Here is a 14,421-nt window from a genome sequence, read left to right as displayed (position 1 = left end):
GCGCAGCCGGCTGGCGACGCGATCCCTGTCAAAACTGGTAAATCACACGCGCGCCGTAGGCTGGCTGCGCACTTCCAAATCCGTCGGGACGGTGAATCGCCCAACCAGCGAATGCATCGACGCTGGCGCCGAACCAACCGCCACGCAGACCCACCGCGCCACCGACCAGGCTGCGGCCGCGCAGCCCGCTGGCGCTGGTGCCATCGATGCGGCCGGCGTCCAGGCCCAGGTAGGGCGTCAACCCGATCTGCTGCACGGGGAAGCTCAGGGTATTGCGCCAGTACGCGCCTTTTTCCGCCCCGAGCGTCGCTTCGCCGTCAAAACCGCGCACGCTGTAACGGCCACCCATGGTGACGAACTCCGAACCCAGCAACAGTTCGCCAGCGGTCTGTGCACGCAGGCTGCTTTCCCACGCCATCGGTACCGGGCCAAGCTTGAACGGCAGGGCCGTGCTTATGTCCAGCGTAGTCACCCCATAGCGAAATGTCGGGAAGCCGATCTGCGGGTCGTAGCCGGTCCACTGGCTGTTGAACCACGGCGTGCCGCGCCGATGCGCCAGACGCATGTCCAGCTGCATCGTGCCCAGATAGCGCCGGTGCGTGAGGTAGAACTCCGCGCTGCTGGTATCGCGGCGCTGGATGCCGATCTCCACGCCATCCAGATAACTGCGCGCACGCCGCCGGCCAATCACCACACCGGCCGAGGTCTTGCTGGTGCCGTCGCGATGCAGCACGCGCTGAATATCCAGCTGCGCGTTACTGGACTCGCCAGTGGATTGGAAGGTCTGCAAAAAGCCATCCACGCGCTGGTGATAGCGGTACGACGATGCCGCCAGCGCAAACGTCCACCATCCCCATGGCAGGCTGTAACTCAGGCTGTTGCCGCGTGTGCCGCGTTCTTCGTCGCGCGTGGCCAAGTCATGGCTGTAGCCAATGCTGAGCAGATCGTTGAGACCCAGTGGGTTATCCAGCGAAACGTCCAATCCACCTTGCACGCGACCGGTAGCCTCCACACCTGAATCGTCGACATTCGCCACACCGCGCCAGCGCCGCCCATGCTGCAAGGTGATCACCAGATCCGATTCGCCCGGTGCCTCGCCCGGCGCAATATCGATCTTGGCGTCCTGCGACGGCAGCCGCTTGAACTGCTCTACCGCTTGCTCGATGGCACGCAGATCCAGCAAATCGCCCGTACGCAGCGGCAATGCGGTTTTCCAGTGCGCGCCTTCGGTCTCGGACACCACGCGCACCTCGCGCAAGCGGCCGGGCATCAGTTCGAAACGTAGTTCGCCACGCGACAGATCCTGTTCCGGAACGCCGATGCGGGTGGTGACCAACCCGCGTGCAACCAGCTGATCCAATGCGCGGCGCCGGATGATGTCGATGCCGGCACGCCCGATGCAGCGGCCTTGGTAACGGCGCAGCGACGTCCACAACCACGCAAAGCGCGCCGCATCATCGCCCGCGCCGGACAGGCGCACGCGGGTGATCGAAAAACACAGGTCTTCTTTGGGCAGCACGGTGCTGCGCGCGTCCACACGGTCGGCGTCCTCGCGCGGGCCGGCGAAGGGCGCCTGGCGCTCCTGTTCCTGGCGACGCTGAATTTCCTCGGCCTGGCGCAATTGCTCCTGCCGATCCAGCGTTGTCGGTGCCGACTGTTGTGCAGCCGCCAGCCCGGCGATTGCGCACAGGCAAACCGCCAGCGCCAAAGGCGCCGATCGCATCCACATCTGTCCTGCCCCCTGTGCGGCGGTCGCGCTACTGCGCGCCGTCGCCCGCATCAACGTGCCTGGTCACCAAGGCGGCGGCGCAATCCGTCAGCACGTTGAAATGCGGTGCGACTGTGACGGAATGTTAAAAAACGGTCAACGCGCCGTGTAGGGGCCATCCTGTAAGAAAAACCCGACCTTTCTGATTTTGTGATGAAAATCACTTAAAAAGCGGATTAGCGGCGATTCGCTCACGTCGTCAATCAACGATCGGGGACCCTAGGTATCTGCAATGTCTGCCATCATGCAGATAAGCCGGCGCATCTGTTAGATGCTTCTTCAGACATATGAGCGGCATGGGACCATCCCCATGATGTTAATTCTTAATGAAGATAGGGAATAGAGATCTCGCTGCAGACAAATTCAGCGCCTTGCTGGGAATCCCCGCATGCGCAAACTGGAAGACCAGTTTCAGACCAAGCAAACTGAAGTAATGAACATCTTATCCACATTGTGATGACGCGCACTTTACAGTGGCATACCCAGTATCGCTGGACTTCATAGCCGGGATCGCTCGTGAATCTCCCCCTCCCCCTCCCCCTGTTCACGCAATCACGTGCAGCGCGGTCGTCCTGACCTTACAGGCGCACTCACTCCTCTGCTCAGCCTCGCTTTGTTCACCGCATGTGTGCCCCAGGCGCACAGCGGTGAAGTGCGGCCTGCGGACGTGCCTGATGCCCCCACAGCCCTCACCCCCATGCAGCAGGCCGAGCAATTTCGCGGCCGGCAACGCTACGCGGACGCCTTGGCCATTTACGAGCGGGTCTTGCATGCCGACCCACGCGATAGAGGCGCCTACACGATGCGCGCGCTCACGCTCAGCGACCTCGGCAGCGCGCAACTCGCGGCCGAGGCGATGTGGCATCCGGACTGGTTTTCGCAGCAGGAACGCGAGCGCCTGGATAACGACCGCGTCGCACGCATGATCGGCTGGGCCAGCGCCGAGCCGGTGGATGCTGCGCATCGCTATGCCGAGACCGATCAGGCGCTGGTCAATGCAGCCCGCATCCAGCGCGACGCGCCTCCACAGGCTGCCTGGGAAGCGACGCGATTGCGCGTGGACAGCCTGGTCGCGCTCAATCAACGCCAGCCCCCCGTCGGTCGTCTGGGCCGCTATTCAAGGCTGGATCGCGCAGGGACTGGTGTAGTCCCATGGCAACCTCGGGGGCGCAGCGGCCGCACGGTCCACGGTCGCTGGCGGAGGTGCTCGATGCCGCGTGGGAGCAGGCACCGCCACCCACGCGGCCCGCGCCGCGGCCCACGGCTCCCGCACCCGGCAAACCGGCGGTCCACGACGGCTTCCTCTACAGCGGCAATCGGCACGAGAGCGTTCCGAGGGCGCTGTTCCTGGACCGCCGGCTGACCCCTCTGGAGCGCAATGCCTGGCAGGTCATCCGGATGCAACTGCATGCCGACGGGCTCACCGCGCTGCCGACCTACGAGCAGCTGCGCCCCTTGTTGGCGGGCATGCCCTGCGGTCCCGTAGCTTCCACCGAGACGATCGCGCGCGCCCTGACGCTGCTGCGGCTCACGCGCTGGCTGAGCCTCGTGCGCAGGCGCCGCGATCCGCAAAGCGGCCGCATCCTCGGCAATCTCTACGTCCTGCACGACGCGCCGCTCACCCCCTTCGAGGCGATGCAGCTCGACCCCGACTATCTGGGGCTGGTCAGCCAGGCGCTGAGCCATGCGAGCAAGGCGGTGCAGCACGTCGGCCAGCACACGCTGCGGGAGATTGCCGAAGATCCGTTGCTGCGCGGCGGGGTGTTGCCCACGCGGCTGCAGGTGCTCTCGGAGCAACTGGCCCGCGGAGTGCCGCAGCCTTCGCAGGAGGAAGCAAGCTATGCACAGGATGCGCACACCGGCGATTCCGAAGGCGGCCCCGACGACCGGCTTCGGATTCCTTCGGCGCTGGCTTCGGATTCCGAATCGGGCCGCAAACCCGCGCCAAACCACAGTCTTCGGAATCCGATGCAGGACCGTACCGTACGTAGTTCTTCTGTAGAAGAACGTACGGTACCGCGCGCGAGCGCGCACGGCGGCATGCGCCTACCTGCGCAGTTCGTGGGCTTGAAGGACGAGCAGCAGGCGGGGGCCTTGGTCGCTCTGCAGCAGGTCGCGCAGGAACAGCGGCAGGCCGTGCTCGACGAGTGGGCCGCGCGCTGCCGCGACCGCGGCGTGCGCAATCCAGCGGGCTACCTTTTTGGGATCATCCAGAAAGCCATCCGCGGCGAATTCAAGGCCACGGCAGGCCAGGCGCCCGCACCCCATCCACCGCCATCCCCTGCACCGGCACCGGTACCGCCGCCGAAGCCCGCGAGCAAGGAAGTGGCGCGAGCGCATCTGGAGCGGCTGCGCGCCATCTTGCGAGGTGCCTGAGCAACCAATGGGCACTCGTCGGGTGCGGCAGAGCGCCAACGTCAGGAGACGACAGCGCTGTGCGGATCTTTATACCCGGGGTATAGCGCTCGGTCGCTCAGCGCTCCTCCCCCATGCGAGCGCGCGCGCGGTTGCCCAGCGCGGCGAGCCGCGATGGATGGATCCGCGATCCAGCCAGCCAACGCCAACGTTTATACCCAGGGTATAGGCGCCAGCCGGTCAATCAGGCGGCTTCCCGCTGCGTGTTGTTGACGGACAGCCTTCCCTTCGCGCGGCGACGCTCGCGTTTCGTACAGCCCCTTGCGAGTCGTCCATGGTCGAAGATCCCAATCCGCCCGCCCTGCAGCTCAATCTCGGATCGCTGCGCAGCGCGATGTCGCTGACCCTGCACACCCACCACGCCTCCCGCATCTGGCACGGGCGCGCGCCCGCCGATGGGCGACCCGGCATCGTCGGCCTCAACGGCTATATCGCCGTGATGAACAAGATGAAGCGCGGCGCCGAGCAGGACGATCCCTACTCCGACTGGTGGATGCTGCGCATCGAAGAAAAGCTCTCGCAGGTCGACACCACCCTGCGGCAGTTGCGCGAGCAGGTAGACCGCGCGCTCACCGACGTGCCCACCGCCCTGTCGTTGGGCGACAACCTCAATGTGCAGCCCATTCGCCTGCCGCTCTTCGTCAATGCGCAGCTGGGCTTCATGGCGGTCTACCTGCTCGCGGACTACGACGAACTGGCTCGCAAGCTGATCCTGGCCCACCACACCGCGCTCATCGATCGCTCCACGCTGGAGCGCTGGCTCAACGATGGCGCCCACGCGCTACGCAGCCTGTTCTCGCTGGCGCAGCAGTACCGCTATTCGGGCTGCACGCGGGACGACTTCGCGGCCAGGAACGCGGCGGCCCGCGCGGCACTGGAGAAGTTCGGCGAGCTGCCGCAGGACGTGCTGGAAGGTACGCGCCGCTCGCGCTATGCGCCGCCCGTGGTGCGGCGCTCGGCCCTCGGCCGGCCGGCGAGGGCCAGCGACGTTGTCGGTGATGCAGCCGCGCAGGCACCCGATGCCACCGACGCTGCGAGCCGTGCATCCGGTTCGGACCCCGTGGACGAAACACGCTCACCCGCGCCCGGCGCGGACGACGACACGGGCGGGATCGACGCGCCATGAGGGAGACCGCACCACCGCCCGGCCCCGAAAGCAGCCGCTTCGTGCCGCTGGAACAGGCGGACTTCCGCGGCCTGCGACAGGCGGCCTCTCTAAAAGGCCTTTTACAGCCTTTTAAAGGTAAGGGGCCTCTGGAGGCCTGGGCCAGCGAATGCCACGCGCTGCGGGACGAGCTCATCGCCATGGCGCAGCGCCGTGTGCTGGCGCAGGCCAACCGGTACCCGTTCCTGCTGCTGGACGTACAACTGGCCCTGCAGAACACCGGCGCTGGGACGAGCTTTCTGCGCTGGCGCAGGCACGACCGCTCCGCCATGGGCGTGGCGCTGTGGCAGGAGCTCATGGCGAGCGCCGCCACGCCGCAAGGCCTTCTGGGCGATCTGCACGCCATGGAGGTCCAGCGCGCGGTGATCAACATGCAGGTGAGCCTGCTGCACACGCTGGGGCGGCAGGCCCAGGAATGCGCCGACAAGCTGGCTTCCGCCGACGCCTGCCTCCTGCGCCGGCACGCACCGCCCCCCTCCAGGTCGCCGCCATGACGCCGCGCACCGGGAACCGGGCATGCAAGCGCGGCGCACGGGCGCATTGCCTCCGTGCCGGCGACCCCGGCCCACCACCGGCGCGGCGACATGCGCTCGCCCGACGCAGTTTTCCTCCCCCCGAAACGCAACAAGGAGATTCCGCATGAGCACCCACTTCCACGGCGAAGGCAACATCGGCTCGCCACCGAAGTTCGACGAGTATCCGAACGGAAACGAAGAGCCAAGGCGCGTGCTGCGCCTGAACGTGTACTTCGACAATCCCGTGCCGAACAAGGACGGCGCCTACGACGACCGCGGAGGCTTCTGGGCTCCCGTGGACTGGTGGCACCGCGACGCGGAGCATTGGGCGACGCTGTTCGCCAAGGGCATGCGCGTGGTTGTGCGCGGACACCTGGAACGCGACGACTGGACCGACGCCGAGGGCGAGCCGCACACGACGTACAAGGTGGACGCGCGCAGCGTGGGCATCCTGCCGTACCGCCTGGAGACAGTGCACCTCAGTCCCAAGCCGGGAAACGCCGGCGAATAGCCGATTCGGGACGCCGCCGCATGCGATGGATATCAACAGGTGATGGGTATCGACCGGCGGCGCGGCAAACCGGAGAGTGCGGTGCGCGCGTTGTGGGCAGCCACGGCGCGCCGCACCCGCGATGCTGATGGCCATTCGATAGAAGTCATGCATTTTCTGCGGGAGGCCGCTTCATGCGCGTGGTGCTCTGCGAGAAGCCTTCCCAGGGCAAGGACATCGCCCGGGTCCTGGGCGCACACCAGCGCGAAGCCGGTTGCCTCGGTGGGCCGGGCATCAAGGTCACCTGGGGCATCGGCCACCTGATCGAGGCCGCGCCCCCGGAGGCCTACGGCGAGCACTTCCAGCGCTGGACGCTGGAGACGCTGCCGATCGTTCCTGCGCAGTGGCGCTGGGTCGTCAAGGCACGCAGCGCCGCGCAGTTCAAGGTCGTTCAACGGCTGCTGGCGCAGGCGTCCGAGCTCATCATCGCCACGGACGCCGATCGCGAAGGCGAGATGATCGCCCGCGAACTGATCGACTACTGCGGCTACCGCGGACCGGTCCAGCGCCTTTGGCTGTCGGCGCTCAACGATGCGTCGATCCGCAAGGCATTCGACGCACTGCGAGCCTCGGAAGACACGCTTTCCCTCTACCACTGCGCGCTCGCGCGCTCCCGCGCCGACTGGCTCATCGGCATCAATCTCACCCGCCTTTTCACGCTGCTCGGGCGCCAAGCCGGCCATGACGGTGTGCTGTCGGTGGGGCGCGTGCAGACGCCCACCCTCAAACTGGTCGTGGACCGCGACCGCGAGATCGCGGCATTCGTGCCCATCCCGTTCTGGTCCATCGACGTTTCTCTTTCCGCGGCGGGCTCAGCGCTCTCGGCGCACTGGCTTGCGCCACGCGCCGCAACGGACGACGCGGGGCGCTGTCTGCACCAGGCCATCGCGCGCCAGGCGGCCGAGGCCCTTCGCACCGCGGGCACGGCGCAGGTCGCGCACGTCGATACCGAGCGCGTGCGCGAAGGCCCTCCCCTTCCCTTCGATCTGAGCACGCTGCAGGAAGTCTGTTCACGGCGCCTCGGCCTGGAAGTGCAGGAGACCCTGGACATCGCGCAGGCCCTCTACGAGACGCATAAGGCGACGACCTATCCGCGCACCGACGCGGGCTATTTGCCCGAGAGCATGCTCGCCGAGGTCCCCACGGTCATCGGCAGCCTCCTGAAGACCGATCCCGCCCTGCACCCGCTGATCGCCCATCTCGATCTGCACCAACGCTCCCGCGCCTGGAACGATGCGAAGCTCTCCGCGCACCACGCCATCATCCCCACGCTGGAGCCCGCCGATCTCTCCGCGATGTCCGCCAAGGAGCTCGCGGTGTACCGACTCATCCGCGCCCACTACCTCGCACAGTTCCTTCCCCACCATGAGTTCGACCGGACGAGCGTGCGCCTGGCCTGCGGCGGCGAGACACTGCAGGCGGTCGGCAAGCGGATCGTCGCCCCCGGCTGGCAACAGGCATTCTCGCCACCGTCTCTGCCTGCGCCAGCGGTCGATGCAGAGGCCGAAGGCAGCGAAGAGGCTCCACGCGAGCAGGTGCTCCCGGCGCTGCGGGACGGAATGTCCTGCCAGGTCGGCGCAGTGGATCTGAAATCGCTGCGCACCCAGCCGCCCCGGCCCTATACCCAGGGCGAGCTCGTCAAGGCGATGAAGACGGTCGCCAGGCTCGTGACCGATCCGCGCTTGAAGCAAAAGCTCAAGGACACCACCGGCATCGGCACGGAGGCCACGCGCGCGAGCATCATCAGCGGCCTGATCGCCCGGGCATTCCTGGTTCGCAAGGGCCGCTCGGTCCGGGCATCGGATACCGCGATGACGCTCATCGACGCGGTTCCCGCAGCCATCGCGGATGCGGGCACCACGGCGATCTGGGAGCAGGCGCTGGACATGATCGAAGCGCGGCAGATGGGGCTGGACTCCTTCGTCGAGAAGCAGTCCGCCTGGGTCTCGCAGTTGGTGCAGCAGCATCGCGGCACGACCCTCGCCCTGCGCGTGCTCGCCGGCCCGCCCTGTCCGCTGTGCGGCGCGGCGACGCGCCAGCGCACCGGCAAGAGCGGAGCGTTCTGGTCCTGCTGCCGCTACCCCGATTGCAAGGGCACGGCCCCGGTCGCATCTGCGCAAGCGGGCAAGGACGGGCGGGCACGATCCAAGGCCCGATCCGCTCGCGCACACCGCTAGTTCCGGCTGGCTTCCATCTCCCGTCCTCTCCTGTTTTTCGTTCCCCGCCCGCACCGAGGGTGCGGCGTCCTCGCGCCACCCGCGAGTTCCCCAGCATGCACAGCCTTCTGCGAAGCGTGCCCGCCGGCGGGGCATCGTCCCCGCCGGCGGGAAGGCGGATTTCTTCGCACGCCGCCATGGCGCGTTCCCGATCCATGTTTCCGTTGCCGACGGGCCTACCGGCGAAACCACAGGCACCCTTTGTGCGCGGATGCGTGCCAGGGATTTGCGGCCCAAGCCACGACACGGGCCGGGTGATATGCGGGCAGCGCGAGGTTCCTACCGCGACCGCGTGATCTGTTCGCCACAGGTGGCACCTTGCTCGCCAGCCGAGGACCGCACGGTCCTTGGCGCCTTTCTCCTGACGTCCCCCCACGAACAGGAGCCCACGATGAACCCCTCGCCCCAAACGAACAACGACATCGCGTACGGCAGCGTCTGCAGCGGCATCGAGGCGGTGAGCCTGGCCTGGGAGCCGCTCGGGCTCAAACCGGCCTGGTTCTCCGAGACCGATGCGTTCGCGAGCGCGGTGCTCGCGCACCGTTACCCGCACGTGCCGAACCTCGGCGACATGGCGCACCTGGCGCGGCGCCTCCGCGCCCGCGAAATCCCGGCACCCGACATCCTGGTGGGCGGCACGCCCTGCCAGTCCTTCAGCGTCGCGGGCGCCCGCCAGGGTCTGTCCGATCCGCGCGGCGCGCTCACCCTGGCCTACGTGGAGATTGCCAATGCCATCGACCAAGTCCGCACCCGTTCCCGCCGCCCGCCGGCCACGCTCGTCTGGGAAAACGTCCCGGGCGTCCTCAGCGACCGCAGCAACGCCTTCGGCTGCCTGCTGGGCGCACTGGCCGGCGAAGACCTTCCGCTCGAACCGCCAGGGCCAAGATGGACGAACGCAGGTTGTGTGTCTGGACCCCGGCGCCGCATCGCCTGGCGTGTGCTCGACGCCCAATACTTCGGCGTCGCCCAGCGCCGCCGCCGTGTGTTTCTTGTGGCAAGTGGTGGAGACCACATCGATCCCGCAGAAATACTTTTTGAGCAGGAAGGCGTGCGTGGGGATCCTTCGCCGGGCTACGCGCCGTGGCAAGGCGCTGCCCGCGCTGCTGGAGCGGGCGCTCCGACAGCAAGCCGATCGCCCGGCCTGACGTCCCCCTACGGCAAGGTCTCCATTTCCATGGGATTCGGCAACGCCCAGGGGCCCGCCGACGTTGCTGCCTGCCTGCTGGGTGCGCCGCCGCGCTTCGATCTCTCAACCGAGACGATGCTCGTCCAGTCGGTGGCCGGTGCCATCAGCCATACGCTGGACACGGCGAACGGCGGCAAGGGCTCCGGCGAGGACGGCACCGGCAAGGGCGTGCCCATCATCGCGTTCACCGCCCAGGGCTGCGGTGCCGATGCGGACGCGGAACGTTCCCCGACGCTGCGTGCAGGTCCGCACCGGACGAGCCACGCCAATGCCGGCGTCGTCCCGGCCATCGCCTTCGCGCAGAATTCGCGCAGCGAAGTGCGCTGGGAGTCCGGCCATGGCCAGATCGCCGGCGCCCTGTCGACCGGCGGTGGCAAGGCGGGACAAGGACGGCCGATGGTGCTGCAGGCGGCCGCCCACGAAGACCACTACGTCTGTGCGCTGGAGGACGGCGACACGGCATGGGGACTGCGCTGGCGCGTGCGCCGCCTGATGCCGCGGGAATGCGAACGCCTGCAAGGCATGCCCGACGACCACACGCTGGTGCCGTACCGGGGAAAACCGGCCGCCGACGCGCCGCGCTACCGCGCCATCGGCAACTCGATGGCCGTACCCTGCGTCGCCTGGCTCGGCGCACGCCTCAGACGCAGCCTGGTAGGGAAGTCCTGACGCATTGACGGGAGATTCCGCGACGCGCGGCGTACGGATTTCCGATGGCGCCTGCACTGCATCCGCGCGAGGATAGCCATGCCGACCCGGGGCCATGAGGCCGCTCGACCCGGGGGCGCCCGAGCAGCGCCTATGCGGCATCCATCGATACGACCGGCATCTCAGCCCGTGAGATGCCGGTCGGTAGCATGCCCGCATGGCGCTTCCGGACGACTTCGCGTGACACGGACCAATGGGGTACGGCCTGGCTGAAGTGTCGCGGCTCCATCGTCGCGAGCGTCGCCGGCACGGTGTTCCCCGATGGGCGATGGATCGCCTATGTCAATCGCCACCGTGGAAGCGCGACCCGACACCCCCATGCGTACTTTTGCTCGCAGGCCGTGGGCATGCGCTCGGTGGAGCGGTGGGCCGGCGCGCACGCGATGCGCCTGTTGGGCGAGGTCGAGACCGGCGGGTGTCAACGGAGCCCTGGACATCCGCACTTCCGGGAGGGGAAGCGGATCGCCCCGAAGCTGCGTGGATGAGTGGCGGGTAGCTCGCCGTCAGCGGTCCGTGTCGGGCCCGCCCGATGTTGGAGATGGCCCCGCGTTTTGGGTAACGGACCCGGGAGCGCCTATGCTGCCAGCCGACATCGCGTAATGGATGGCCCGCAGTTTCTCAAGCAACTCGTCGAACGTGATCACGGCCACATCCTTCGTCGCGCTGCGGAAAAGGTCCAGGGACCCGCGCTTGTCGCGCGTTTCGGGAGTCTTCCCAGCCACCACAAGACAATGGACATGCCACACGTGCGTTCCCTCCATGTCGGGATGTTGGCCACGCGCATGGAAATTCTTGGTGAGTTCCGCGCGCTGATCCAGAGCTTGTGAGATTGCGGCGCACAGGTCGGAATGCGCGGCGTGCATGGTCCCGCGGAAGGTCTTTTTCTGAAGCAGGTGAGTGCGCGCCGTCTTGATCTCCACGATGGCAACCGAGCCCGTAAGTCGGTTCCGGAAAAGAAAATCGGCAATGGTCTCGCCCTTCCCGTCGATCGTCGCTCCTCCTACGTACGCCTGTCCCCGTATCAGCAGCACTGGGTGCGGAAAAGCGATACTCAGGACGAACGGATGTGTCTCGAAGAACGTCTGCCAGACCCGTTCGTCCGGATTCCGCTGAAGCAGCGCGTCAAAGCGATCGATCAACTCTCCGAGCGTTACCCGCTCGATTTCCGAACGCAACTCAAGCAGCGCGCGAGGGTTGTCCCGCGCGATCTGTGAAACGTCTCGCCTGACGAGATCCGTGGCGGCAGCGCGATCTCCCGCGCTGCGCTGCTGGTCGCGAGTGCTCAGTTGCGCCAACGCAAAGAACTCGCCGGGTCTGGCTTCGCGCACCTGCTTCGGATAAAGCTCCCCGTCGATCGGATGCACTATCTCGTTGTGCGCAAGGAACCGCCTGTCCTGTAGCGCCCGGAATTGCGATTTTCGGCCGATCTGCGCCATCCCCTTGCGGACACTGTCGAACAACCGCCGTCCGAGCGAGAAGGTCTCACCCGAAAGCGAGGCCTCGTCGCCGTCGACCAACTGGAGTTCGGTCGCCGCAGTCGCGCGTTCGATGGCCTCGATGATCAAACGATTTTCCCACTTGAGCCCGAGGCCCCGCGACGCACGCCGCGAGAAGCCCACCGGAAGATCGTCAAGCAATTCATTGAACTCGTAGATGTCCTGCGGGACATTCCAATCGCCCGGTATGCGGATCCTGGCGATCTGGTCATATTTTTGCTCGAGGAACGTGGAGCGGTAAGCGGCCGACACCGTCGGGAACATGAGGATCTCAGTGGAACTGACGTGTGCCAGAAGCACTTTGGGTGGCGCCCAATCCGCTGTATGCCCTGGGCATGGGCCGCGTCGGCTGCATGCCCTGCATCCATGCCTGCAAGTCGGAGCTGCGTTCGATCGCCAAGCGCTTTCCTGGGCACATCGACCGCATCGAGCGCTGGGAGCGCGTCGTGGCCGCGGCCAACAAGCGCCATGCGGCGACGTTTTTTCCGGTGAGGAAGGATCCGACCGATGTGGATCGGCCAGGTAGGTACTCCGGTATTCGGCGCCTGGTCGAGTGGTGCCGCACGGCGCGCGGCGGGCGTCAGTACGCGCTGTTTTTCGACGACCAGGCGGGGAGCGGCTGTTCGTCTGATCTCGCGCTGTGCGAGCGGAGCAGTCTGTGAAAAGGCGTGCCCAGCGACGCGGCGCGATGTTGGCCATGCGATCCGTGGGTCGCGCAACGATCTGGGCTAGCCTTCTGATCGGTGTGGCTGTCGCGATCAACGTGCAGGGGATTCGGGCTGTCGACGGCGCCGCTGCCTGGGAGCAATGGCTCAAGGCGCACGCAAGCTTCTTCATGGCTTGGCGCATCTTCCTGTACACGGTGGCCATTCTGCTGTGGCGGCGCCTTCGTATTCGGCTGCAGCAAGCTGGGACGGGCGTCGAAGAACTTGATCGCATTCGCCGAGTGGAAGTCGTGGCAGTACTCGCTGTTCTTCTCCTCGAAGCGGGCAACCTCTGACAAACAGGAATACGGGGTGAGCGCCACCGCATTTCTCATGGCTGCGCACCCAGGAATGCGTTCGACTTGAGGCATGCATGCACCAGGAGTCTCACATGCCGATTCATCGCCGCCCTGTCAGTCCATTTGCAGGCCATCGCATGGACGCGCGTCACGAGCCTGCAGTGATTTCGGTCGTAACTACGCTCGATGACAACCATAACGCCCTCTCTGATGTGCTTGCGCACCGACTGCACGTCCTCGAGCCCTTCGATGGCGCCATTGAGATCACGCACCTTGTCCACGATCGGGGCCAGGGCCGCTGCGTCGATCTCACCGCTCTTGCTTCTGAGGAGGGTGAGCAGTGGATTGGTGCGGTTGTTGTGAAACTCGGCTACTACGTCGCGAAGCGCCTGGATGAAGGTAAGTGAAACCTCCTTGGTCACGGACAGAAATCCTGGCACCTTGGCCCCAATCTCAGGGAACTCTGTTTCTTCAGAGAAGGAGCAAAAGTCAAAGTTTCCGACGATCCGTTGATACGTGGCCGGATCACTAAAGTCAGCGCTGCTTCGGCCGGTGAAGATGGTCTCGTAGTCGTCGATGGTGATGCCATCTCGGATTGCCTTTAACGCTGCGCAGTCCAAGTCATCAAGGGCCGCCAGCTTCAGCCGAATCTCCTTCTTGGGGCGGAAGATGAGGTTGTAGGTGGCTTTGGAAATAGGCCCGGCGTGTATATCGGCGGTGCCGTGTAAGAACAACGCTTGAACCGCCTCGTCCGGGCTGAGGTCCTCAAACTCTGTGCTGATGACGATCCAGTGGCCCCTCCACTGATCTAGCGCGCGGCTGAAATCGGACTCTTCCAGCCGATAGGCTGCGCGGACCATGTTGTCGTCCAGGAGTAATCGGATGGCGCGAAGAATGTTGGACTTGCCTGCGCCGTTCTCTCCGATGATGGTATTGACGCCGCGCTGAAACGTCAGACTGGTGTTCTTGAAGTTTCGGTAATTGACCAGCGTGAGTTTAGAGATGTGCATATCTTTGGCCCTCCTCTCCCTGAGGCGCTAATGTCGAGTTGTAAGCTATCGTAGCGTGCCAAGAACAGCGAGAGCCCAGTCCTTGCGGACGGTTGCCGTAAACCCGCAAGAAGAGCGGTTATCCACGCGAGAGCGCTGGGTATGGATGGACGTCGATCTCGCCAGCCGTTGACTGCGGAGAGCGGCAATGCTGCCGGACCAGCAGCTCATGAACTGGCGACACGTGGCCGCATCACATTACTTAGGGAAGGTCTGAACAACGAGACCTGACAGGGCGGAAGGTGGCGTCGTTCCGAAGAGTGGCTTTTGGAACTTCGGAATTTCGCCATTTCTGGCGCTTTCCGCGGGAATTTCCCGGTTCACAGACGCACGCTCCCCATCGCCGGCAG

At 65.8% G+C, this 14,421-nt stretch carries 11 protein-coding genes and 1 pseudogene; 8 read left to right on the top strand and 4 right to left on the bottom strand.

The window, feature by feature from the left end; all coding sequences use genetic code 11:
- Positions 1 to 28 precede the first annotated feature (28 nt).
- Together J7367_RS20590 and J7367_RS20585 are read right to left on the bottom strand one after the other, a co-directional pair.
- Complete coding sequence (locus J7367_RS20590; RefSeq protein WP_057663066.1) at positions 29 to 1,729, bottom strand: ShlB/FhaC/HecB family hemolysin secretion/activation protein; 1,701 nt, start codon at positions 1,727 to 1,729, stop codon at positions 29 to 31.
- A 583-nt stretch (positions 1,730 to 2,312) separates the two neighbouring features.
- Positions 2,313 to 2,852, bottom strand: coding sequence for a hypothetical protein (locus tag J7367_RS20585; RefSeq protein ID WP_057663063.1), 540 nt, complete (start codon positions 2,850 to 2,852; stop codon positions 2,313 to 2,315).
- A 68-nt stretch (positions 2,853 to 2,920) separates the two neighbouring features.
- Between J7367_RS20585 and J7367_RS20580 the strand changes: the two genes are divergently transcribed.
- The 6 genes and pseudogenes from J7367_RS20580 to J7367_RS20555 all read left to right on the top strand — a co-directional run bounded on the left by J7367_RS20580 (position 2,921) and on the right by J7367_RS20555 (position 10,484).
- Positions 2,921 to 4,144, top strand: coding sequence for an STY4528 family pathogenicity island replication protein (locus J7367_RS20580; protein WP_057663058.1), 1,224 nt, complete (start codon positions 2,921 to 2,923; stop codon positions 4,142 to 4,144).
- 313 nt (positions 4,145 to 4,457) lie between these two features.
- Positions 4,458 to 5,141: pseudogene (locus tag J7367_RS20575) on the top strand (PFL_4669 family integrating conjugative element protein); the annotation flags it as partial.
- A 164-nt stretch (positions 5,142 to 5,305) separates the two neighbouring features.
- Positions 5,306 to 5,842: a DUF3158 family protein gene (locus tag J7367_RS20570; RefSeq protein ID WP_057663054.1), complete on the top strand. Its 537-nt coding sequence runs from the start codon at positions 5,306 to 5,308 to the stop codon at positions 5,840 to 5,842.
- Between the two features lie 145 nt (positions 5,843 to 5,987).
- Positions 5,988 to 6,374, top strand: coding sequence for a single-stranded DNA-binding protein (locus tag J7367_RS20565; protein ID WP_057663051.1), 387 nt, complete (start codon positions 5,988 to 5,990; stop codon positions 6,372 to 6,374).
- A 173-nt stretch (positions 6,375 to 6,547) separates the two neighbouring features.
- Positions 6,548 to 8,590 (top strand): DNA topoisomerase III, encoded by a 2,043-nt coding sequence (locus J7367_RS20560; RefSeq protein ID WP_057663049.1) that lies wholly within the window; start codon positions 6,548 to 6,550, stop codon positions 8,588 to 8,590.
- Between the two features lie 430 nt (positions 8,591 to 9,020).
- The gene (locus tag J7367_RS20555) at positions 9,021 to 10,484 is read left to right on the top strand and encodes a DNA cytosine methyltransferase (protein WP_057663046.1); all 1,464 of its coding nucleotides are present in this window, start codon (positions 9,021 to 9,023) and stop codon (positions 10,482 to 10,484) included.
- 542 nt (positions 10,485 to 11,026) lie between these two features.
- On the opposite strand, the gene J7367_RS20550 is transcribed toward J7367_RS20555, so the two are convergent.
- On the bottom strand, positions 11,027 to 12,283 hold the full coding sequence (locus J7367_RS20550) for a Shedu immune nuclease family protein (RefSeq protein ID WP_139792841.1): 1,257 nt from the start codon (positions 12,281 to 12,283) through the stop codon (positions 11,027 to 11,029).
- A gap of 23 nt (positions 12,284 to 12,306) precedes the next feature.
- Between J7367_RS20550 and J7367_RS20545 the strand changes: the two genes are divergently transcribed.
- Positions 12,307 to 12,681, top strand: a complete 375-nt coding sequence (locus J7367_RS20545) for a hypothetical protein (protein ID WP_244672352.1) — start codon at positions 12,307 to 12,309, stop codon at positions 12,679 to 12,681.
- Positions 12,678 to 13,019, top strand: coding sequence for a hypothetical protein (locus tag J7367_RS20540; RefSeq protein WP_081027945.1), 342 nt, complete (start codon positions 12,678 to 12,680; stop codon positions 13,017 to 13,019). The genes J7367_RS20545 and J7367_RS20540 overlap by 4 nt, the downstream gene beginning before the upstream one ends.
- Before the next feature lie 35 nt (positions 13,020 to 13,054).
- Here J7367_RS20540 and J7367_RS20535 read toward each other — a convergent pair whose 3' ends face one another.
- Entirely contained in the window at positions 13,055 to 14,032 is a 978-nt protein-coding gene (locus J7367_RS20535) for an AAA family ATPase (RefSeq protein ID WP_209028988.1), read from the bottom strand.
- Positions 14,033 to 14,421: the final 389 nt, after the last annotated feature.

This window comes from Xanthomonas sp. D-36-1 (assembly GCF_017746155.1).
GTDB lineage: Bacteria > Pseudomonadota > Gammaproteobacteria > Xanthomonadales > Xanthomonadaceae > Xanthomonas > Xanthomonas cissicola.
The sequence above is the reverse complement of the archived record's forward strand: the minus strand, read 5'-3'. Positions and strand labels throughout refer to the sequence as shown.